The sequence below is a fragment of the Pseudomonas profundi genome, from assembly GCF_008638305.1.
Taxonomy (GTDB): domain Bacteria; phylum Pseudomonadota; class Gammaproteobacteria; order Pseudomonadales; family Pseudomonadaceae; genus Halopseudomonas; species Halopseudomonas profundi.
The window spans coordinates 89,764-110,655 of sequence record NZ_VTPZ01000004.1 but is presented as its reverse complement, the minus strand read 5'-3'; the positions used below and the strand labels follow the sequence as shown (position 1 = coordinate 110,655).

General features: G+C 59.2%; 11 protein-coding genes. 1 reads left to right on the top strand and 10 read right to left on the bottom strand.

The genetic code is table 11. The features are described 5' to 3' along the window. Positions 1-58: 58 nt before the first annotated feature. The 5 genes from FZE95_RS07125 to FZE95_RS07105 all read right to left on the bottom strand — a co-directional run bounded on the left by FZE95_RS07125 (position 59) and on the right by FZE95_RS07105 (position 9,148). Entirely contained in the window at positions 59-1,156 is a 1,098-nt protein-coding gene (locus tag FZE95_RS07125; RefSeq protein WP_150300166.1) for a lipocalin-like domain-containing protein, read from the bottom strand. After that, the gene (locus tag FZE95_RS07120) at positions 1,149-3,623 is read right to left on the bottom strand and encodes an ABC transporter permease (RefSeq protein ID WP_150300165.1); all 2,475 of its coding nucleotides are present in this window, start codon (positions 3,621-3,623) and stop codon (positions 1,149-1,151) included. Before FZE95_RS07120 ends, FZE95_RS07125 begins: the two co-directional genes overlap by 8 nt. Beyond that, on the bottom strand, positions 3,620-4,288 hold the full coding sequence (locus FZE95_RS07115) for an ABC transporter ATP-binding protein (protein ID WP_150300164.1): 669 nt from the start codon (positions 4,286-4,288) through the stop codon (positions 3,620-3,622). Before FZE95_RS07115 ends, FZE95_RS07120 begins: the two co-directional genes overlap by 4 nt. A gap of 659 nt (positions 4,289-4,947) precedes the next feature. After that, entirely contained in the window at positions 4,948-6,735 is a 1,788-nt protein-coding gene (locus FZE95_RS07110; protein WP_150300163.1) for an acyl-CoA dehydrogenase C-terminal domain-containing protein, read from the bottom strand. A gap of 622 nt (positions 6,736-7,357) precedes the next feature. Beyond that, positions 7,358-9,148, bottom strand: coding sequence for an acyl-CoA dehydrogenase C-terminal domain-containing protein (locus FZE95_RS07105; protein ID WP_150300162.1), 1,791 nt, complete (start codon positions 9,146-9,148; stop codon positions 7,358-7,360). Between the two features lie 269 nt (positions 9,149-9,417). Between FZE95_RS07105 and FZE95_RS07100 the strand changes: the two genes are divergently transcribed. Beyond that, positions 9,418-11,214, top strand: a complete 1,797-nt coding sequence (locus FZE95_RS07100; RefSeq protein ID WP_150300161.1) for an SLC13 family permease — start codon at positions 9,418-9,420, stop codon at positions 11,212-11,214. A gap of 100 nt (positions 11,215-11,314) precedes the next feature. On the opposite strand, the gene FZE95_RS07095 is transcribed toward FZE95_RS07100, so the two are convergent. From FZE95_RS07095 to gltB, 5 genes are all read right to left on the bottom strand, one after another. Further along, entirely contained in the window at positions 11,315-12,589 is a 1,275-nt protein-coding gene (locus tag FZE95_RS07095; RefSeq protein WP_150300160.1) for a bifunctional O-acetylhomoserine aminocarboxypropyltransferase/cysteine synthase, read from the bottom strand. A gap of 165 nt (positions 12,590-12,754) precedes the next feature. Then, positions 12,755-13,522, bottom strand: coding sequence for a ParA family protein (locus FZE95_RS07090; protein ID WP_150300159.1), 768 nt, complete (start codon positions 13,520-13,522; stop codon positions 12,755-12,757). Positions 13,523-13,546: 24 nt separating this feature from the next. Further along, positions 13,547-14,629, bottom strand: a complete 1,083-nt coding sequence (hemE, locus tag FZE95_RS07085; protein WP_150300158.1) for a uroporphyrinogen decarboxylase — start codon at positions 14,627-14,629, stop codon at positions 13,547-13,549. A 132-nt stretch (positions 14,630-14,761) separates the two neighbouring features. Continuing rightward, positions 14,762-16,180, bottom strand: coding sequence for an FAD-dependent oxidoreductase (locus FZE95_RS07080; RefSeq protein WP_150300157.1), 1,419 nt, complete (start codon positions 16,178-16,180; stop codon positions 14,762-14,764). 91 nt (positions 16,181-16,271) lie between these two features. After that, positions 16,272-20,720, bottom strand: coding sequence for a glutamate synthase large subunit (gene gltB / locus FZE95_RS07075; protein ID WP_150300156.1), 4,449 nt, complete (start codon positions 20,718-20,720; stop codon positions 16,272-16,274). Positions 20,721-20,892: the final 172 nt, after the last annotated feature.

Sequence of the window (20,892 nt, the reverse complement as noted above, 5' to 3'; positions counted from 1 at the left end):
CGGGGGGCCTCGCAGAAAAGATCATCTCGACTCACCTTAGCAGAAGCTCGCCTCCCAGCTAGTAGCCGGTCATTTCAAGGTAGCCTACCCCTGTGTGGCTCCCGCCGAAACGAATCGGACCTTCCCAGTACGGGATGGTGGTGCCCATCCAGGCCTGCTCGTTCAGTGGTTCGGTGGTCACATCAAAAGCCCTGCTGGGTATTCTGAGGCGCCAACGGGTAGGCACCTCGCGCCCTGCGACGGTCGTCTCGTCCAGCGGCTCCAGCTCTATCGCGCCGGGAGCCAATGGCTGTGTTTCGCCATCCGGCTGAATCCAGGTGCCTGAATAATAGTGGCTGCCATCGGTGCTGCGCAGGCGAAACAACATCAGCTTTTCACCGCCATCCAGATGCAGGGAAAACCAGTCCCAGCCCTGCTGGTTGGCGGCCAGCGGCTGACTGCTCCATTCTCGGTCCAGCCAGGCTTGTCCGGTGACGATATGCCGCTGACCTTCCCATTCGATGGCACCTTCGACGCTGAAAAAAGGCTGACTGTAGTAATAGGACGCCTGATCGCCCTCGGATTTGCGGCTATAGCCCTGTTCACCCTGGAGCACGACGGGTCGGTCCGCGGTTAGATTGAGCTGATAGCTGAAGTCCTCCCCGGCTGCCTTCACCGACAGCGCGCTTAAACTGTCTTGTCCTTGTGTGTCTCTTGCCTGCGCGAGTGACCAGTCATCTATCCAGGCCTCGAAGGGCTCCACCCGCACGCCCGCCTGCCCCACGCCGCCCCGCGCCAACCGATCAGCATATTTATGGCCACCAGCATGGGTAACCGCAGAGTGACCCAGCCAGACCTGGGCACTGTTCCAACCGGCCTCCGCTTCCAGAGGCGTCTGCGGTTGCAGCGCCTGACGGAACAAGGTCCATTGCGCGCCCCATTCCCGGCCATCTTCATCCGTCAGGTTGGCGGTGACATACCACCATTCGATGCGGTAGTCCGGGTGGGCGCCATGATCAGCGGGGAATTCGAAACGACGATCCGGGGAAACCTCGGTGAAACCCTCCGCCTGCTCACCGAGGCCGGCGAATCCCGCATCCACTGATTGCTGCTCAGGTTCGCAACCGGCCAATCCCAGCATCGCCAGCAGCACGAAGAGGCAAGAGAATCTATGCATTATGGGCAAACTGCCTCAGCAACTGGGTGGGGCCGACCCGCACGATGCGCCACACCGGGCTGATGCTGGCCAGCAATACGGCCAGCAAGGCAAAGCCTGCCAGGGTCAACCATTGGAAGGGAAACCAGTGCCAGGGCAGCCGCCAGCCGAATGCCTGGACATTGACCACCTCGACCAGACACCAGGCCAACGCCAGCCCGACCGGTATTGCCAGCACGCAGGTCAAGGTAGCAAGCATGAGCATCTGCGCCAGACTCAGCCAGGCCAGACGGGACGGTCGCAAGCCCATCGCCCACAAAGGCGCCAGCTGGCTGAGTCTGGCATCGGCAAGGCTGAGCAAACTGGTAAAGAGCGCAACGGCTGCCACGCCCAGTGTCAGGGTATTGAGTGCGGCGGTGGCGGAGAAGGTCTGCTCGAAGACTTGCTGCGAATAACGTTTCAGCGCTGCCTGATCAATCAGGCTGAAGCCACCCAGTTCGAAGTTGTCTTGCAGGCCGGCGACCAGATCACTGATCGCCGCCTCGTCGACCAACAGGCCAATACTGCTTACTTCCAGACCGGGCCAGCGCTGGTTGAGCTGCTCGGCCGACACCAGCAACTGGCCCTTGGGATTCCCGTAATCGGCGTAGCGTCCCAGCACGGGTAGTGTCCAGATACCGTCGGGGGTTTCCAGCTCAATGGCATCTCCCAATTCAATGTCGAGCCGGTAGGCCAGTTGTTCGCTGATCACTGCGCCGCGCCCCTGGGCCAGTTGGTCCCAGGCCCCGGGGACGGCCTCAATCAACGGCCAGCGCCTCGCGTAGAGCGGATGATCAATAACCCCGCTGACTTCCGTTGGCCAATCCCGGACCCGACTCTGCACCTGCCAACTAGGCAGCTGAGCCTGCACGCTCGGTTGCCGACTTAACCACTGCTCAATGCTATCTGCCTGAGCCTGGGATTCGGGGCGCAGGTAGAGATCGGCAGCCAGACGCTGGTCCAGCCAGCTGGTGAAGGTCAGGCGAAAGCCTTCGGTCATGCTGCCTACGCCAATGTTCGCCGCCAGCGCCAGCAACAAGGCCATCAGTGCCAGACTCAAACCCGACAGCTGCTGCTGACTGTCAGCCCAGAACCAATGCCCGAGAGGGCTGCGCGCGAGCTTTCTGCCTCCACGCAGCAGCAGACTCAGCACCAGTGGCAATAACCAGGCTGCACCGAGCAATAAGCAGCCAAGCAGCATGAATCCCGTCAATAGGCTTTCACCGACGTAGATCAAGATGCCCGCGACCAACAACAGCAGCACGCCCATGATCGCCAGGCGCCTGATGCTGCGAGCCTGCGCATCCCGCCAGGCTTGCGGTCGCGCCCAGGCCAGCACCGGCATGCGCATGGCTTTCAATACACTGCTGCCGCCAGCCAGCAAGGTGCCGGCAAGGCTCATTGCCAGGCCGGTCAGCCACCACTGCGAATCGAGCACCAGTTGACCGGCCACCTGAGCGCCGTATAAACCACGCAGGCTGGCGGCCAGATCACCGACCAGCAAGGAGGCCAGAGCAAAACCGCTGAGTACGCCGAGACTCCCGCCGACCAATGCCAGTACCAGCAGCTCCAGCAACAGCGCGCAGACCACCAGACGCAAGCTGGTGCCGCAGGCACGCAGCGTCTGCAACAGGCCGCGCCGTTGCTCCATGGCCAAACCCGCCGCGGCGTGCACGATGAAAAGCCCGACAATGAAGGCGAGCAGCCCCAGGGCGGTGAGATTCATATGGAAGCTGTCAGTCAGACGCTGCAGATCGCCTTCGTCGCGTACGTCCCAGCGCAGCGCCACCTGCTCCGGCAAGGGCGGCTGATTCGCCGCAAACGCGCCCTCTACCAATAACTGACTGAGTCGGCCAGATTGATCAAGCATCCGCTGCGCCACGCCGATATCAACCAGTAACATGCCCGGCGGCACGGCCGCGAGGGACTGCAGCGGGGGCAGCGCATGCCCGTTCGCCAATTGCGCGGTATCGCCACTCGACAGCCCCAGCTCGGCAAGCGTGTCGGGTGCAATCCAGGTTCGCCCGGGCGGAACCAGAAACCCGACGAGATCCACCTGCTGTATGGTGCCGACCACGCTGCCCTGCTCGGGCACACTCAGCGGCTCGATGCCGGTCAAGCGTAAACGCGTCGCCGCCCCGTCGGGCCCGTTAAGGGTAACGCTGCCCTGCAGAACGGGCGAGACAGGCCAGCCAGCACGGCGCAGCGTAACGAAGTACTCCTGATCGAATGGCTGATTACCCGGACTGACCAGCACACTCTGGTTGTCCTCGCCAAACAGGCCCGCTGCGCGGTCATAACTATCACGGGCCTGTTCGTTGAGCGCCTGAACACCCGTCCACAGACCTGTCGCCAGCCATAAACCCACCAGCAAACAGACGCCCTGCAAAGGGTGACGCCGCCAATGACTCAGCAGGGTTCGCAGCACCCAGCCCAGGCGTTCAATCATGGAAGGCTGTCACCAACGATACGGCCCGCAGACAGCGTTACCTGACGGTCCAGGCGAGCAGCCAGCCGGGCGCTATGGGTGACCATCAGCAAACTGGATTCAGCCTCTCGCACCAGCTCCAGCAATAACGTCATCACTTCATCAGCTGTGTGTTCATCCAGATTACCGGTCGGCTCGTCCGCCAGGATCAACGGCGGCCGTACGGCCAGCGCGCGGCCGACAGCGACGCGTTGTTGCTGTCCGCCGGATAACTGCTCCGGATAGCGATCAAGCAATGAAGCCAGCCCGAGACGTTCGGCCAGAAGCGCTAGCCAGGCGGTGTCCTCACGGCCAGCCAACCGCGCCTGAAAAGCCAGGTTATCAGCGACCTTCAGCGAAGGAACGAGATTGAACTGTTGGAAGATGACAGCGACGCGATCACGGCGGTAGGCGGCACGAGCCGCTTCACCTAACCCTGTCAGCGAAGTTCCGGCGACCTTGATCTCGCCCGCGTCCGCCTGATCCAGACCCGCCACCAGATGCAACAGCGTACTTTTGCCACTGCCCGACTCGCCCATCAAAGCGAGCGTATGCCCCGCAGTCAGCCGGAGATCGACTCCGTTGAGCACTTGCAAAGGCCCCTGAGGGTTTTGATAACTCTTGGTCAGCGTGCTGACTTCAAGCATTGGCAGACACCCCGACCAATCGATGCCAACGGATTGGTCGTAAGATCGGTAAACGAACAGAGCGAAGGAGATTTGAATTCATGCGTGCAGTATAGGTCCGCCGCACCAGAGCGTGTATTCCAGACATCGAAACGGCACTTACGGCAACGGAGAAAGGGCATCTAGCGAACGCCTGCCCGGTTTTTGACGCTCCAAAAGAAAAACCCCGCCGAAGCGAGGTTTTATAGAACTTGGTTGCTGATCATTATCCTTAACGATCATGCCATCCCGGCGTTACCACTGGTCATCTTCCTGATGACACGCCATCCTGGCTCTATCCCTGACCATCGTCCTTAACGTAGCGTCATCCCGACACTGTCCTTGACCGCCATCCTGCGATCTTTGCCATCCTGGCTCTGTCCCTGACATCATCCTTAACGTAGCGTCATCCTGACACTGTCCTTGACCGCTATCCTGCGATCTTGCCCTCCTGGCACTATCCCTGATATATCTTCCCTGGTACCGCTCCCTGATCCCTATTGATCTGTCGCGCTTCCTTGCTTGCTCCTAGCCAGACCGATAGTACGCAGGGTCACGAATGGCGGAAATAGTCCTTTACCACCACGCCGTGTAAGCAAAGGCTTACACGGCGTGGAAATCCGGCAGACGAGCACCGCGCTTCAGAATTGATCCGCATCCAACTCATACAGCGGCTCGCTGCCAGCACGAACGGAGGCGCTCAACGACTGCACCCGCGGCAGCAACCGCTTGAAGAAGAATCGCGCCGTGCCGAGCTTGGCCTTATAGAATCCATCGGCGTCCTGCTCCAGGCAGGCCGCGGCGACTTTGGCCATCTTTGCCCACATATAGGCATAGGCGGTGTAGCCGAACACATGCAGATACTCGACCGATGCGGCACCGATCTCGTTCGGGTTACTGCGGCTACGCTCTATCACCTGTGCGGTCAGCTCCTCCAGATTGGCCAGGGCATCCGCCAGGGGCTGGATGAACTCGGCCAGCGCCTGATCCTGATTGTCGGCAATAAAGGTTTTCACTTCCTCAGCGAACACCTTGAAGAACGCACCGCCATTAGCAACAGTCTTGCGCCCCATCAGATCCAGCGCCTGGATGCCGTTGGTACCTTCGTAAATCTGTGAGATACGCACGTCACGCACCAACTGCTCCTGGCCCCACTCGCGTACATAACCATGGCCACCGAACACTTGCTGGCCGTGCACGCAGTTTTCCAACCCGATGTCAGTGAAAAATGCCTTCGCGATCGGGGTCAGCAAAGCGACCAGATCCTCACCCTTTTTGCGGATGTCAGCGTCTTCGGCAAATTTGCTGATGTCCAGTTGCGAGCCAACATAGGTAGAGAAAGCCCGGCTGCCTTCTGTCATGGCCTTCATGGTCAACAACATGCGGCGTACATCGGGGTGCACGATGATCGGATCGGCCGCCTTGTCAGGCTGAACGGCACCGGTGGGCGCACGGCTCTGAATGCGGTCACGGGCGTAGGCAACGGCGCTCTGGTAGGACGCCTCCGAACAGCCAATGCCCTGAATGCCGATAGACAGTCGCTCGTAATTCATCATGGTGAACATCGCGTTGAGGCCCTTGTTGATTTCACCAACCAGGTAGCCTTCGGCACCGTCGAAGTTCATCACACAGGTCGCCGATGCCTTGATGCCCATCTTGTGTTCGATAGAGCCACAGCTGACCGCGTTGCGCTCGCCCAGGCTGCCGTCTTCATTGACCAGGAACTTCGGCACTACGAATAGCGAGATACCCTTGGGACCCGCCGGGGCATCAGGCAGCTTGGCCAGAACCAGATGGATGATGTTCTCGGTCAGATCGTGCTCGCCACCGGTGATAAAAATCTTGGTCCCTGTAACAGCGTAGGTGCCGTTGGCGTTCGGGACAGCGCGGGTGCGGATGATGCCCAGGTCAGTGCCGCAATGCGGCTCGGTCAGGCACATGGTGCCGGACCAGGTGCCTGCGTACATATTCGGCAGGTAGCGCTGCTTGAGCTCGTCGCTACCGTGCGCATCCAGCGCCAGACAGCTCCCGGCAGTCAGAGCCGGATACAGCGCAAAACTGTTGTTCGCGCCGTAGACCATTTCCTCAACCTGCACGCCCAGCGTCTTCGGCATGCCCAGGCCGCCGAGCTCCGGATTGCCCGCAAAGCCGACCCAGCCGCCTTCGGAATAGGTGCGGTAGGCTTCCTTGAAACCGGAGGGCGTGGTCACTTCACCGTTATTCCACTGGGCGCCCTCTTCGTCCCCACTGCGGTTCAGCGGGGCGATTGTTTGCGAGGTGATCTTGCCCGCCTCTTCAAGCATGGCGTCGGCTGTCTCGGCATCGATAGTGTCAGCCAGTCCGGGCAGGCTCTGCCACAGTTTGTCGGCCTCGAAAACTTCATTGAGGACAAAACGGATATCGCGCAAGGGGGCTTTATAATCGGCCATGGACACTCCTATAGCAGTCGGCTCGCCCGGGGCATCCCGGAATATGCGGAGGATTGTAGCGCGACAACGAAAAGACCGATACCGTCTTTAAATGACTTCCGACCAAAGTCTGGTCACGAAATTGAGGAGGCAACTGCTGATCAGCACAACGCGGTAGCTTGTGCGGCCTGCGGAACGGGAGACTGAGCAGACTGCGATCTCTGGGCGTCCTTTGGACGCCGTCGCGCCGAGGGCGACCCTCCTACGAAAAGCGATGAGTGGCGTATATCTGGGTGCGGCCGTGGCGAACTCTACGCAACGCAGAAGTCTATCTAGTCTGCGGGCCCGGCAGCTGGCGCAAGTGTCGAAAACAGGGATGTTTTCGTCAAGCCTCCATGGATGGATTCACGGCGTCTTGCGGCAGTTGCCGGGCACGCGGGCGTGGGCAATCACCCACCACCGGAGCAGTACGGGTGCTTGGAAGCTGCCGGTTTGCCCAGCCTGCGCATTTCAACCTGGGCGTCCTTCGGACGCCGTCGCGCCGGGGGCGTCCCTCCTACGAAAAGCGGCCTGCGATCTGGCGGCGACAGGCTGCATAAAAAAGCCCCGAACCAGTCGGGGCTTTTTAGCTACAACTGGCAGGTTAGAACTGCTCGGCCGACATCTTCATCAGCGTATCGGCGCCAGCTTCAAGTGCCGCCAGGTGCGCCTGGGCCCGTGGCAACAGCCGCTTGAAGTAGAACTCCTGCGTTGCCAGTTTGGCCTCATAGAAATCAGTCTCGCTGGTACCAGCGTCCAGCTTTTCCTGCGCGACGACGGCCATCTTCAGCCAGACGAAAGCGAGGGTGACATAACCGGAGAACATCAGGAAATCCGTCGATGACGCTCCGACCTCCTCGCGGTTCTGCATCGAGCGCATGGCGATCTGCTGGGTCAACTCGCCCCACTGCTTGTTCAGCTCGCTAAGCCTGTTCACAGACTCTCCGAGCGTGGCGTGACCTTCATACTGCTGACACAGCTGATGCACCTGCTTGGTAAATACACGGAGCAGCTTACCCTGGCTCATCAGCACCTTGCGGCCGAGCAGGTCCAGCGCCTGAATACCGTTGGTGCCCTCATAGATAGGAGCAATGCGGCAGTCGCGCATTTGCTGCTCCTGACCCCATTCGCGGATGTAACCATGGCCACCAAACACCTGCATGCCGTGACTGGTGACTTCCAGTCCGGTATCAGTCATGAACGCCTTGCAGATCGGCGTCAGGAACGCCAACTGATCTTCCGCATCAGCCTTGGCCGCCTCGTCCGTGGAGTAATGCGCCTGGTCCAGCAGCTGCGCTGCATAATAGGCCAACGCCCGATTGCCCTCGTTGAAGGCTCTCATGGTCAGCAGCATACGACGCACATCGGGATGCACAATGATCGGATCCGCCGGCTTGTCAGGTGCCGCCGCGCCTGACAGCGAACGCATCTGCAGACGGTCCTTGGCGTAGGCTACTGCGCTCTGGTAGGACGCCTCACCATGGCAGAGACCCTGCATACCGGTGCCCAGACGTGCATGGTTCATCATGGTGAACATGCAGTTCAGGCCGCGATTGGCCTCGCCAATCAGGAAGCCGGTCGCGCCATCGAAGTTCATGACACAGGTCGCGGATGCCTTGATACCCATCTTGTGTTCGATCGAGCCGCACTTCAGAGCATTGCGTTCACCACTTTCGCCATTGGCATCAGGCAAAAACTTGGGAACGATGAACAGCGAAATACCCTTGGTACCGGCCGGCGCGTCGGGAAGCTTGGCCAGCACCAGATGCACTATATTTTCGGCCAGATCGTGCTCGCCACAGGAAATGAAGATCTTGGTGCCGGTAATCTGATAGCTGCCGTCAGCCTGGGGTACCGCACGGGTCTTGATCAGGCCCAGATCGGTGCCGCAGTGAGGCTCGGTCAGGCACATGGTGCCGGTCCAGTCACCCGGGGTCAGTTTGCTCAGGTAGCTGTCTTTCTGCTCCTGGGTACCGTGTGCGCGAATCGCCGCAGCGCAGCCGTGGCTCAGGCCGGGATACATGCTCCAGGCATAGTTGGCCGATGCAATCATCTCGCTGATGACCAGCCCCAGCGAGAACGGCAGACCCTGACCGCCATACTCGGTCGGCCCGGTCATGGAACCCCAGCCGTTATCCACGTACTGCTGATAGGCTTCCTTGAAACCCTGCGGCGTGGTGACGACTCCATCTTCGAAGTGACAGCCTTCCTCGTCCCCGGTGCGGTTGAGCGGTGCCAGAACTTCACCGGCGAAGCGCGCACCCTCCTCCATAATCGCACTGACCAGATCCGGTGACGCATCAGTCAGGCCATAGTTTTCATAGCGGGCGCCGAAATCGAACACCTCGTCAATCAGGAAGCGCATATCGCGTAACGGGGCTTTGTAATCTGGCATAGCAATGTCTCCACTAAATCAGCCGGGCCATCCTGACTGAACGAATATTCATACAAGCGTTTGAACACTACGGCCCGTCAGGTGGCTGGTCAAGAATCAAGCCAGTTCATTAGTCAGCTTGATGCAACATTATAATTCCGGCCCCGCGCTTTATTCGCTTATGGAATAACAAAATCCTTTTTCGGCCTTGGACAGCTTAAGCAATCCCTCTTACTGTGTCCGCCCGAGGTTTCATGGCGAAACCCCAAACGGTGTTCAATAGGTAACAGATGAGCTGGGATTCCCTGCCGATGATTGGCGTCGCCGCCCTGCTGTGCTGGGTGTTCTACGCTTTCGCTCGCGAAAAATTCAGCCCTGACGTAGTGGTCGGCATAGCCGTAGCCGTGCTGCTGGTCAGCACCTTGCTTACGCCTGCCGACATACTCGGCGTGCTGTCGAACAGCGCGCCGATTACCATCGCCTGCATGTTTGTGCTGTCCGCAGCCCTCGAGCGCACCGGTTGCGTCGAGGCCCTCGGTCGCTGGCTGGCGCGCATGGGTGGCGGCAGCCCCCTGCGCACGCTGTTCAGCCTGATGTTGACTGGCATGGTGCTCTCGACCTTCATCAATAACACCCCGGTTGTTGCGATTCTCACCCCGGTAGCGGTCACGCTCGCCGCACAGGTTGGCACCAAGGCTTCAAAGCTGCTGATTCCCTTGTCGTACGCCACCATACTTGGCGGCACCATGACCATGATCGGTACCTCAACCAATATTCTGGTTGACGGGGTAGCGCGCCAGAACGGCCTTGAGCCCTTCGGCATGTTCGACATATTCCTGCCGGGCCTGATCATGGCGGTCATCGGCGTGACCTTCATCATGCTCATCGGACACCGGCTGCTGCCAGACCGTGAGAGCCTGTCGAAGCAACTCAGGCCCGATCAGAGCCGCCCGTTCATGACTGAACTGCTGGTACCGCACGATTCAGCTGTAATCAACCAGAGCATCGCCCAGGCCAACCTCAATGGTGAGAGTGGTATTCAGGTGCTGAAAATTTTCCGCGGCGACGAGGAACTGTCCACACCGGTCAATACCACGGTGCTGGCGGCCGGTGATCGCCTGGTATTGCACGCCCCCATGCGCGATTTCATCGAGCTGCGGGAAAACGGCCTGCTCACCTTCAACCGCAACCAGGCCGCTAATTTCGAAACCATCTCGACCCGCGATGTCACCCTGGCCGAGGCCATCGTGGGCAGGAGTTCGCGCTACAGTCACCGGCCCATGCGCGATCTGAACCTGACAGCACGTTATGGCATTCACGTGCTGGCCGTGCACCGTCAGGATGAGAATATCCAGGAGAACCTGGATGACTTCCAACTGCAGTTTGGCGACGTCATGCTGGTAGAAGGTTCGCCCGCGCAGATCCGCAAGTTCGCAGATAACGGCGACCTGATCAGCTTGAATACAGTGCAGGAGCGCGCCTATCGGCGGAACAAGGCACCCATCGCCATCGTCTCTGTGTTGTTGGTCATGCTGCTCGCGGCGTTCAACGTGATGCCGATCGAAGGCCTGGCGATGATTGCCGCCGTCACGGTTGTCGCCACCGGCTGCCTGGATACCGAGGATGCCTACAAGGCGATCGATTGGCGCATTCTCGCGCTGATATTCGGCATGCTCGCGATCAGTATTGCGATGAACAAGGTGGGATTGGTAGACAGCCTGGTCAGCCAGGTCATAACGCTGGCGCCACTGCTAGGGCCGCTGTTCATGCTGTCCTTCGTGTATCTGCTGACTTCGATACTCACCGAACTGGTCAGTAACAATGCGGTTGCGGTACTGCTGACACCGATCGCCATCGGCGTTGCTCACCAGTTGGGCGCGGATCCTCGACCCTTCGTCGCAGCAGTAATGTTCGCGGCCAGCGCCAGCTTCGCCACCCCGATCGGTTATCAGACCAATACCTTCGTTTACAGCGCCGGTGGCTACCGTTTCACCGATTTCATGCGCATCGGCATACCACTGAATCTGATCATGTGGCTTACCGCTACGCTGGTTATTCCGTGGGTGTGGCCGTTGTTTCCGGCATAAAGGCGGGAAAGCGGAAGCGCGAAGCCGGAAGCTGGAAGGGAGAGATTTGTGGTTGGGATTTAACGTTAGCCGGCGCGGCTTGGCCGCGCCGGGTCAGGGCTCAGGCTGCTGCTGTCAGTGCCTGCTCGAGATCGGCCAGGATGTCATCGATATGCTCGATGCCGATCGACAAGCGCACCATGTCACGCGGCACGCCGGCCTTTTCCAGTTCCTCGTCGTTCAGCTGTCGATGCGTAGTGGATGCCGGGTGGCAGGCCAGGGACTTGGCGTCACCGATGTTTACCAGACGCACCACCAGCTCCAGTGCATCGATGAAACGCCCGCCCGCTTCCTGGCCGCCCTTGATACCAAACGACAGGATCGCCGCAGGAATGCCGCCCATGTAACGCTGGGCCAGCTCATGTTCGGGATGATCCCGCAGACCGGCGAACTGCACCCACTCAACTTGCGGATGCTGCTTCAGATACTCGGCTACCCGCAATGCATTCTCGCAATGGCGTTCCATGCGCAGCGCGAGCGTTTCCAGCCCCTGCAGAATCTGGAAGGCGTTCATCGGAGACAGCGCCGCACCCATATTGCGTAGCGGAACGACACGGCAGCGGCCAATAAACGCAGCCGGACCGAAGGCTTCGGTATAGACGACACCGTGATAGGACGGGTCGGGCGTGTTGAGCATCGGGAAGCGCTCGGCATTGTCTGCCCAGGGAAAACGCCCACCATCAATCACCATGCCGCCCACCGTCGTGCCGTGACCACCGATGTACTTGGTCAGCGAATGCACGACGATATCTGCGCCATGTTCGATCGGGCGACACAGCGCCGGGGTAGCCACTGTGTTGTCGACAATCAAAGGCACGCCATGGCGGTGCGCCGCTTCGGCCAGGGCTGCGATATCGATGATATTGCCCGCGGGGTTGCCGATGGATTCACAGAAGACTGCCTTGGTGCGCTCGTCAATCAGCGCTTCCAGCGCGGCAATGTCATTGTGCGCGCCAAAACGCACTTCGATACCCTGGCGAGGCAAGGTGTGGGCGAACAGGTTGTAGGTACCGCCATATAGCTTGGCGACCGAAACGATGTTGTCGCCAACTTCCGCAATCGTCTGAATAGCGGCAGTAATGGCTGCCATCCCGGACGCCATCGCCAGCCCGCCCACGCCCCCTTCCAGTGCCGCAACGCGCTGCTCAAGCACGTCATTGGTGGGGTTCATGATCCGCGTATAGATGTTGCCAGGCACTTTCAGATCGAACAGGTCCGCGCCGTGCTGGGTACTGTCGAAAGCGTAGGACGTGGTTTGGTAGATCGGCACGGCCACGGCCTTGGTGGTCGGATCCGGGCTGTAGCCGGCGTGGATCGCCAGAGTCTCGAGCTTCATTATTATGTCCTTCCGTTGAGATTTGGAGAGCTATGCAGCATGCGCAAACCACCGCGCTCGATCAAGTATCGCTGCAGGACGCATAAACGGAAACAGAACAGGGGAGCTTGTGGCCATCAGACTGAAAGGACGAACCACCGCTGGCGGGCTGGACCATCAAAAGCCTTAGGCTTCGAGGTGCTGGTGCAAGGCCACGAACTGCTGGGTCAGTTTATGCCGGCTGTCCAGATAGATAAGCGGCATGCATTCCTCGTGGGACTCACGCATGCGCACCGAGCTGGGCAGATACACCGGAATTATCGGCAATCCCTCGGCAACCAGTTCATCAATCATCTGTTGCGGCAAGGAAGCACGCGCCTGGAACTGATTTACCACCACGCCCTCGATCTGCAGATCCTCGTTGTGCTCGTCACGAAAATCTTCCAGCTCCGCAAGCAGGCTGTACAACGCCTTGCGCGAGAAGCTGTCGCAGTCGAAGGGAATCAGGCAACGGTTAGCAGCTATCAGTGCCGAGACGGTAAAGAAGTTGAAGCTTGGCGCCGTGTCGATATAGATGCGTTCGTAGTTGTGCTTCAGTTCATTCAGCAGCTTGCGCAGCTTCTTGATCTTGTAGCGCGACTCGAGCTTGTGCTGCAGTTCGGAGAGCTCCGCATCGGCCGCCATCAACCAGAGGTTTTCGAATGGCGTTTCGCTCACATACTGCTCCGCCTTTTTCGTCGCAGCACCCGAAGCGAGCGTCTGCGCGAAAAAATCCGCAAGCGTAACGTCCAGTTGCGCCAGCCGATCGCCCAGCAGGTAATGACTGGAGTTGGCCTGGGGATCTAGATCGACCACCAGCGTCTTGAAGCCGGCAGCGGCGCTAACCGCTGCCAGGTTACAGGCGATACTCGACTTGCCTACCCCACCCTTCTGGTTGAACACCACCCGCCGCATATCGCCCCCTGAACCGGAATACCGTCAGGCTACGATAGCAGAAGGATCGTGGTAGGCAGCGGAGAGTTCGTGAACCGCTTCAATAAACGCACCGGCATGTGCTGGGTCGACTTCGGGGGTGATCCCATGACCAAGATTGAACACATGGCCTGAACCCTTGCCGTAGCTGGCCAGAATCCGACCCACCTCGGCGCGGATCGCGTCGGGCTTGGCATAGAGTACCGTCGGATCCATGTTGCCCTGCAATGCAACACGCGAACCCACCCGTGAACGTGCCACGCCCATATCAATGGTCCAGTCCAGACCCAGCGCGTCGGCACCGGTATCAGCAATGCTCTCCAGCCACAGGCCGCCATTCTTGGTGAACAGAATCACCGGCACCTTGCGGCCTTCGTGCTCGCGTATAAGTCCGGCGACAATCTTGCGCATATAGGCCAGGGAAAACTTCTGGTACGCGTCGGCGGACAGGTTTCCGCCCCAGGTATCAAAAATCTGCACCGCCTGGGCACCGGCCATAATCTGGCCGTTCAGGTAGGAAATAACCGAATCGGCCAATTTGTCGAGCAGCAGATGCATGGCTTCCGGCTGATCGTAGAGCATTGCTTTGCTCTTGCGGAAATCCTTCGACGAGCCGCCTTCCACCATATAGGTCGCCAACGTCCATGGGCTGCCGGAAAAACCGATCAGCGGTACGCGGCCGTTGAGTTCGCTACGGATAGTGCGTACCGCATTCATGACATAGCCCAGGTCCTGTTCGGGATCCGGTACTGCCAGCGCTTCGATATCAGCGGCCGTGTCGATCCGCTTGCGAAACCGCGGTCCTTCGCCTGTCTCGAAATGCAGGCCTAGTCCCATGGCATCAGGAATAGTGAGAATGTCGGAGAACAGGATGGCGGCATCCAGCGGATAACGCTCCAGCGGCTGCAAGGTGACTTCGCAGGCCATCTCCGGGTTGGTGCAAAGCCCCATGAAATCTCCAGCACGGCTACGCGATGCCCGGTACTCAGGCAGGTAGCGGCCAGCCTGGCGCATCATCCATACCGGCGTTACATCCACGGGCTGGCGCATCAGGGCGCGCAGGAAACGGTCATTTTTCAATTCATACATGGGAAGGTCCAATAGCGGGATCAGCGGCCATTGTACCGATAAAACGCGAGGAAGATCAGAGCGCGGCTATCCCACCCAGGGAAAGCTCAGTGCAGGAAGCAGAAAGGCGCCCGCAGGCGCCATTCCATGTGCTTACAAATCCAGATATTCGAGAATACCTTCAGCCGCCTGACGCCCTTCCCATACGGCCGTTACTACCAAATCAGAACCGCGCACCATATCCCCCCCGGCGAACACCTTGGGGTTACTGGTCTGGAACTTGTAGCGTGCCATTTCCGGCGCATTGACCCGACCCTGGCCGTCAGTTTCGATTTCGAAATCGCTGAACCAGGACGCCGGACTTGGGCGGAATCCGAAAGCGATCACCACGGCGTCGGCGTGCAGTACTTCCTCGGAGCCCGGAATTGGTTCAGGGCTGCGACGTCCACGGGCATCTGGCTCGCCAAGACGCGTTTCAACCACTTTGACGCCCTCGACGCGGTCTTCCCCAACAATGGCGATCGGCTGGCGATTGAACAGGAATTTCACCCCTTCATCTCTCGCGTTTTTCACTTCCTTGCGCGAGCCGGGCATATTTTCTTCATCACGGCGATACGCACAATGCACCGACTTGGCGCCCTGACGGATAGAGGTACGGTTGCAGTCCATAGCGGTATCACCACCACCGAGGACCACGACTTTTTTCCCCTTCATGTCGATGAAGTCCTCGGCGGATTTCTCGAAGCCCAGGTTGCGATTGACGTTCGCCACCAGAAAGTCCAGCGCGTCATAAACGCCAGGCAGATCCTCGCCCGGGAAACCGCCCTTCATATAGGTATAGGTACCCATCCCCATGAACACGGCATCGTATTCGGCCAGCAAGTCCTGCATGGCTACGTCCTTGCCAATTTCGGTATTCAGCCGGAACTCGATACCCATGCCACCGAACACCTCGCGGCGACGGGACAGGACCGTCTTCTCCAGCTTGAATTCAGGGATACCAAAGGTCAGCAGGCCGCCGATCTCCGGGTTGCGATCAAACACCACAGGTGTCACGCCGGCGCGTGCCAGCACATCGGCACAGCCCAATCCCGCCGGGCCTGCACCAATGATCGCAACCCGCTTGCCAGTGGGCACAACCTGCGACATATCCGGACGCCAGCCCATGGCGAAGGCGGTATCGGCGATATATTTCTCCACCGAACCGATAGTCACCGCGCCAAAGCCGTCATTGAGGGTACATGCCCCTTCACAAAGACGGTCCTGAGGGCAGACCCGACCGCACACTTCCGGAAGCGTGTTGGTCTTGTGCACCATCTCCGCTGCTTCGAGAATGTTGCCTTCAGATACCAGCTTCAGCCAGTTGGGAATGTAGTTATGGACCGGGCACTTCCATTCGCAATAGGGGTTCCCGCACTCCAGACAGCGGTGCGACTGGTCGGACGCCTCCTCCGGCTTGAACTGCTCGTTGATCTCCACGAACTGCGTCTTGCGCGCACGCAACGGCCGCTTCTTGGGATCCTTGCGGCCTACATCTATAAATTGAAAATCGTTATTCAAACGGTCAGCCATATAAATTACCTCGCAGCTGCGCTGCTGAAATCTCTGTAACGAATGCGCTGAATCGCGAGCGCATTCGCCGGGGCAGTTGGGTTACTGACAGTTACTGGGGGTTAGCTACAGTGGTCGTCAGCAGGGCGCGCAAGTTCGCAGCCTTCGGCTTGACCAGCCAGAAGCGCCGGATGTAGTTATCCAGGTCATCCAGCACTTCCGCGCCCCAGGCACTGCCGGTCTCGCTTACGTATTCCGTCAGCACTTGGGTCAGATGGCTGCGATACGCCTCCATCGACTCGCTGGTGACACGGCGTAGTTCGACCAGTTCGTGGTTCAGTCTGTCGAAGAAGCTGTTGTCCATGTCCAGCACATAGGCCAGACCACCGGTCATGCCTGCCCCGAAGTTGTAACCCGTCTGACCCAACACACAAACCATGCCACCTGTCATATATTCGCAGCAGTGGTCGCCAGCGCCTTCGATAACCGCATGGCTGCCCGAGTTGCGGACAGCGAAACGCTCACCGGCCACACCCGCAGCAAACAGCTTGCCGCCGGTCGCGCCGTAGAGGCAGGTATTACCGATGATCGACGTCTGCTCGGAGCGGAACGGACTGCCCGCAGGCGGCACTATCACCAGCTTGCCCCCGGTCATACCCTTACCGACGTAATCATTCGCGTCGCCCTGCAGATACATATGCAAACCGCCGGCATTCCACACGCCGAAGCTCTGTCCAGCAGTGCCTTTGAAACGGAACACCACCGGCGAGCTTGCCATGCCCTGGTTGCCGTGCATCTTGGCAATCTCACCGGATACCCGGGCGCCGATCGAGCGATCGCAGTTAGTCAACGTCATCTCGAACTCGCCGCCACTAGCACCGTCAATCGCCGTACGGGCCAGCTCGACCATTTTCTCGGCGGTCAGACCCTTATCGAATGGCACGTTACGCGGCGACTCGCAATACTGCGGCTTGTCCGCTGGAACGTGCTCGCTGAACAGCAGCGGTTTCAGGTCCAGATTCTGCTGCTTACCGGTTGTGCCCGGCAGGATTTCCAGCAGATCGGTGCGTCCGATCAATTCCTGCAACGAACTTACGCCCAGCTTGGCCAACCATTCACGGGTCTCGGTCGCGACGTAGGTGAAGTAATTCATCACCATTTCCACGGTACCGATGTAGTGGTTGTCGCGCAGGTGACGGTTCTGTGTAGCAATACCGGTCGCGCAGTTATTCAAATGGCAGATCCGCAGGTATTTGCAACCCAGTGCAATCATCGGACCAGTACCGAAGCCGAAGCTTTCAGCGCCAAGGATGGCCGCCTTGATCACATCCAGACCGGTCTTCAGACCGCCATCTGTCTGCACCCGCACCTTGCCGCGCAGATCGTTGCCGCGCAGCGTCTGGTGCGCTTCCGACAAACCCAGCTCCCAGGGCGAGCCCGCATAACGGATCGAAGTCAGCGGCGAGGCGCCGGTGCCGCCGTCATAACCGGAGATGGTGATCAGATCGGCGTAGGCCTTGGCCACACCAGCGGCGATGGTCCCCACGCCTGGCTCTGATACCAGTTTGACCGATACCAGCGCAGCCGGATTGACCTGCTTGAGATCAAAAATCAGCTGGGCCAGGTCCTCGATTGAATAGATATCGTGGTGCGGCGGTGGCGAAATCAGGGTCACGCCCGGTACCGCGTAACGCAGACGAGCGATCAATTCGTTGACCTTGCCGCCTGGCAGCTGGCCACCCTCACCGGGCTTGGCGCCCTGGGCAACCTTTATCTGCAGTACGTCAGCATTGACCAGATATTCAGCCGTCACGCCAAAACGTCCCGAGGCGATCTGCTTGATCTTGGAGCTGCGCTCGGTGCCATAGCGGGCCGGGTCTTCGCCGCCCTCACCGGAGTTGGAACGCGCACCGAGCCGGTTCATCGCCTCAGCGATCGCTTCATGGGCTTCGGGCGACAATGCGCCCAGGGAAATACCTGCCGAGTCAAAGCGCTTCAGCACACTTTCAAGGGGCTCGACGCTGTCCAGCGGGATTGACGTCTGATCCTCCCGCAGCTTCAGCAAGTCACGCAGTGACGCTACCGGACGCTCGTTGACCAGTGCGGCGTATTCCAGATATTTGTCATAACTGTCGCCCTGAACCGCGTCCTGCAATGCACGCACGACATCAGGATTATAAGCGTGATACTCACCGCCAAATACGAATTTGAGCAATCCGCCCTGCTGGATTGCCTTGCGCGGATTCCAGGCTTCCTTGGCCAGCAAGGACTGCTCCAGCTGAATGTCTTCAAAGCGTGCGCCCTGAATACGGCTGGCTACGCCCTTGAAGCACAGATCGACAACTTCGTCAGCCAGGCCCACCGCCTCGAATAGCTGCGCACCGCGATAGGAGGCCACGGTGGAGATACCCATCTTCGACAGGATCTTCATCAAGCCTTTTGAAATGCCTTTGCGGTAATTCTTGAACAGCTCGTACAGATCACCGATCACTTCGCCGGTGCGGATCAGGTCCCCGAGCACTTCATAGGCCAGGTAGGGATAGATCGCGCTCGCGCCGAAGCCAACCAGTACTGCGTAATGGTGTGGGTCGCGAACGGTAGCGGTTTCCACCAGGATGTTGCAGTCGCAACGCAGCCCCTGGGCAATCAGATGATGATGCACGGCGCCGACTGCCAATGACGCATGTACCGGCAGCATACCCTGGCTGATATCGCGGTCGCTCAGAATCAACAGCGTCTTGCCTTCACGTACCGCCGCTTCAGCCTCCAGCACAATGCGCTTGACCGCTTCGCCCAGCGGCAAGTCGGCAGGCACGTTTAGATTGATGGTGATCCGATCGAAGCCCGGGCGGTCCATGGTCATCAGGGTCCGCCATTTGGCAGGGGACATCACCGGCGTACTGAGGATCACACGATCGGCGTGATCGGCGGTTTCTTCGAATGCGTTGCGTTCCGCGCCTAGACAGGTCTCCAGCGACATGACTACCGACTCGCGCAACGGGTCGATTGCCGGATTGGTCACCTGGGCAAATTGCTGGCGGAAATAATCGTAGACCGGGCGTACACGGCTCGAAAGCACCGCCATGGGCGTGTCATCGCCCATCGAGCCCACTGCCTCCTGGCCGTTCTCGGCCAATGGACGCAGCACCTGATCTCGCTCTTCGAAGGTCACCTGGAACATCTTCATGTACTGCTTGAGCTGCTCCGGCTCGAGAAATTCAGACCCGTGATCGCGGTCGTCCATGGTCGCCTGAATCCGCACCGCTTTTTCTTTTAGCCATTTGCGGTAGGGGTGCCGTGATTTGAGTCGATCTTCGACGTCGTCGGTATGCAGTACCTCGCCGGTGTGAGTGTCGACGGCGAGAATCTGACCGGGTCCAACACGCCCTTTGCTGATCACATCTTCCGGCTGATAATCCCAAACGCCAATTTCCGAGGCGAGTGTGATGTAACCATTACGCGTGACGACATACCGCGCCGGACGCAGACCATTACGGTCCAGCAGACAGACGGCGTAACGACCTTCAGTCAAAACGATACCGGCCGGGCCGTCCCAGGCTTCCATGTGCATGGAATTGAATTCATAGAAAGCCCGCAGGTCGGCATCCATGGTTTCGACGTTCTGCCATGCTGGCGGAACCACCATGCGGATGGCGCGGAACAGGTCCATGCCACCGGTGATCAGCAGCTCCAACATGTTATCCATGCTGGAGGAGTCCGAGCCTTTCACGTTGACAATCGGCGCCAGGCTGTCCAGATCCGGCAACATCTCATTGGCGAACTTGTTGCGTCGAGCCTGGGCCCAGTTGCGGTTGGCGGTGATAGTGTTGATCTCGCCATTGTGTGCAATCAACCGGAACGGCTGGGCCAGCGGCCATTTCGGCAGGGTGTTGGTAGAAAAACGCTGGTGGAACACGCTGATCGCGGTTTCCATCCGGCTGTCACTCAGCTCCGGATAGAACTTGTCGAGATCGGCCGGCATCATCAGGCCTTTGTAGGAAATTACCTTGTGCGACAGGCTGCAGACATAAAACTCGTCATCTGCCTGCATGGCGATCTCAGCCTTGCGCCGCGCATAGAACAGACGGGTGCCGAATTGCTGCTCGTCGAGCCCTTCGCCCGAGACGAAGACCTGCTCGATTCGCGGCATGCAGCTCTGCGCCAGCGAGCCGAGTACGCTTGGATCAACCGGCACTTCGCGCCAGCCCAGCGCTTGCAAGCCCTGATCGTTGAACGCGTCGGCGAAGGCTTGCTTGGCTGCCTCGGTCGCTGACTGCGTGGCGCCCATGAATACCATACCCACGGCGTATTGCTCGGGCAGCGTGACGCCAAGCGCATCCTGGGCGACAGCACGCAGAAATCCGTCTGGTTTCTGAATGAGCAAACCACAACCGTCACCAGTCTTGCCGTCGGCATTGATACCGCCACGGTGGGTCATGCAGGTCAGGGCCTCAATGGCCGTTTTCAGCAAGTGATGACTGGGCTGCCCTTCCATATGGGCAATCAAACCGAAGCCACAGTTATCCTTGAACTGGTCTGGCTGATATAGACCGGCTTTCATAGGCACACTCTCAAAAATGTAATGTATTCAGACGCTTAGTGAAACCGGACAGTAGCGGGCCGGGCTGCGCCACTCAAAATGGGAAGGTGATTGTACACACCACCTGCTATGGGGACAATAATTCAGTGCCGCAAAAGCGACCAGAAATGTCGTAATAAGAGAAGACTTTTGA

What these genes read in the sequence shown, in the direction of transcription:
- FZE95_RS07125 (WP_150300166.1), bottom strand. Translation starts at nt 1,156, where the DNA reads ATGCATAGATTCTCTTGCCTCTTCGTGCTGCTGGCGATGCTGGGATTG.
- FZE95_RS07120 (WP_150300165.1), bottom strand. Translation starts at nt 3,623, where the DNA reads ATGATTGAACGCCTGGGCTGGGTGCTGCGAACCCTGCTGAGTCATTGG.
- FZE95_RS07115 (WP_150300164.1), bottom strand. Translation starts at nt 4,288, where the DNA reads ATGCTTGAAGTCAGCACGCTGACCAAGAGTTATCAAAACCCTCAGGGG.
- FZE95_RS07110 (WP_150300163.1), bottom strand. Translation starts at nt 6,735, where the DNA reads ATGGCCGATTATAAAGCCCCCTTGCGCGATATCCGTTTTGTCCTCAAT.
- FZE95_RS07105 (WP_150300162.1), bottom strand. Translation starts at nt 9,148, where the DNA reads ATGCCAGATTACAAAGCCCCGTTACGCGATATGCGCTTCCTGATTGAC.
- FZE95_RS07100 (WP_150300161.1), top strand. Translation starts at nt 9,418, where the DNA reads ATGAGCTGGGATTCCCTGCCGATGATTGGCGTCGCCGCCCTGCTGTGC.
- FZE95_RS07095 (WP_150300160.1), bottom strand. Translation starts at nt 12,589, where the DNA reads ATGAAGCTCGAGACTCTGGCGATCCACGCCGGCTACAGCCCGGATCCG.
- FZE95_RS07090 (WP_150300159.1), bottom strand. Translation starts at nt 13,522, where the DNA reads ATGCGGCGGGTGGTGTTCAACCAGAAGGGTGGGGTAGGCAAGTCGAGT.
- hemE (WP_150300158.1), bottom strand. Translation starts at nt 14,629, where the DNA reads ATGTATGAATTGAAAAATGACCGTTTCCTGCGCGCCCTGATGCGCCAG.
- FZE95_RS07080 (WP_150300157.1), bottom strand. Translation starts at nt 16,180, where the DNA reads ATGGCTGACCGTTTGAATAACGATTTTCAATTTATAGATGTAGGCCGC.
- gltB (WP_150300156.1), bottom strand. Translation starts at nt 20,720, where the DNA reads ATGAAAGCCGGTCTATATCAGCCAGACCAGTTCAAGGATAACTGTGGC.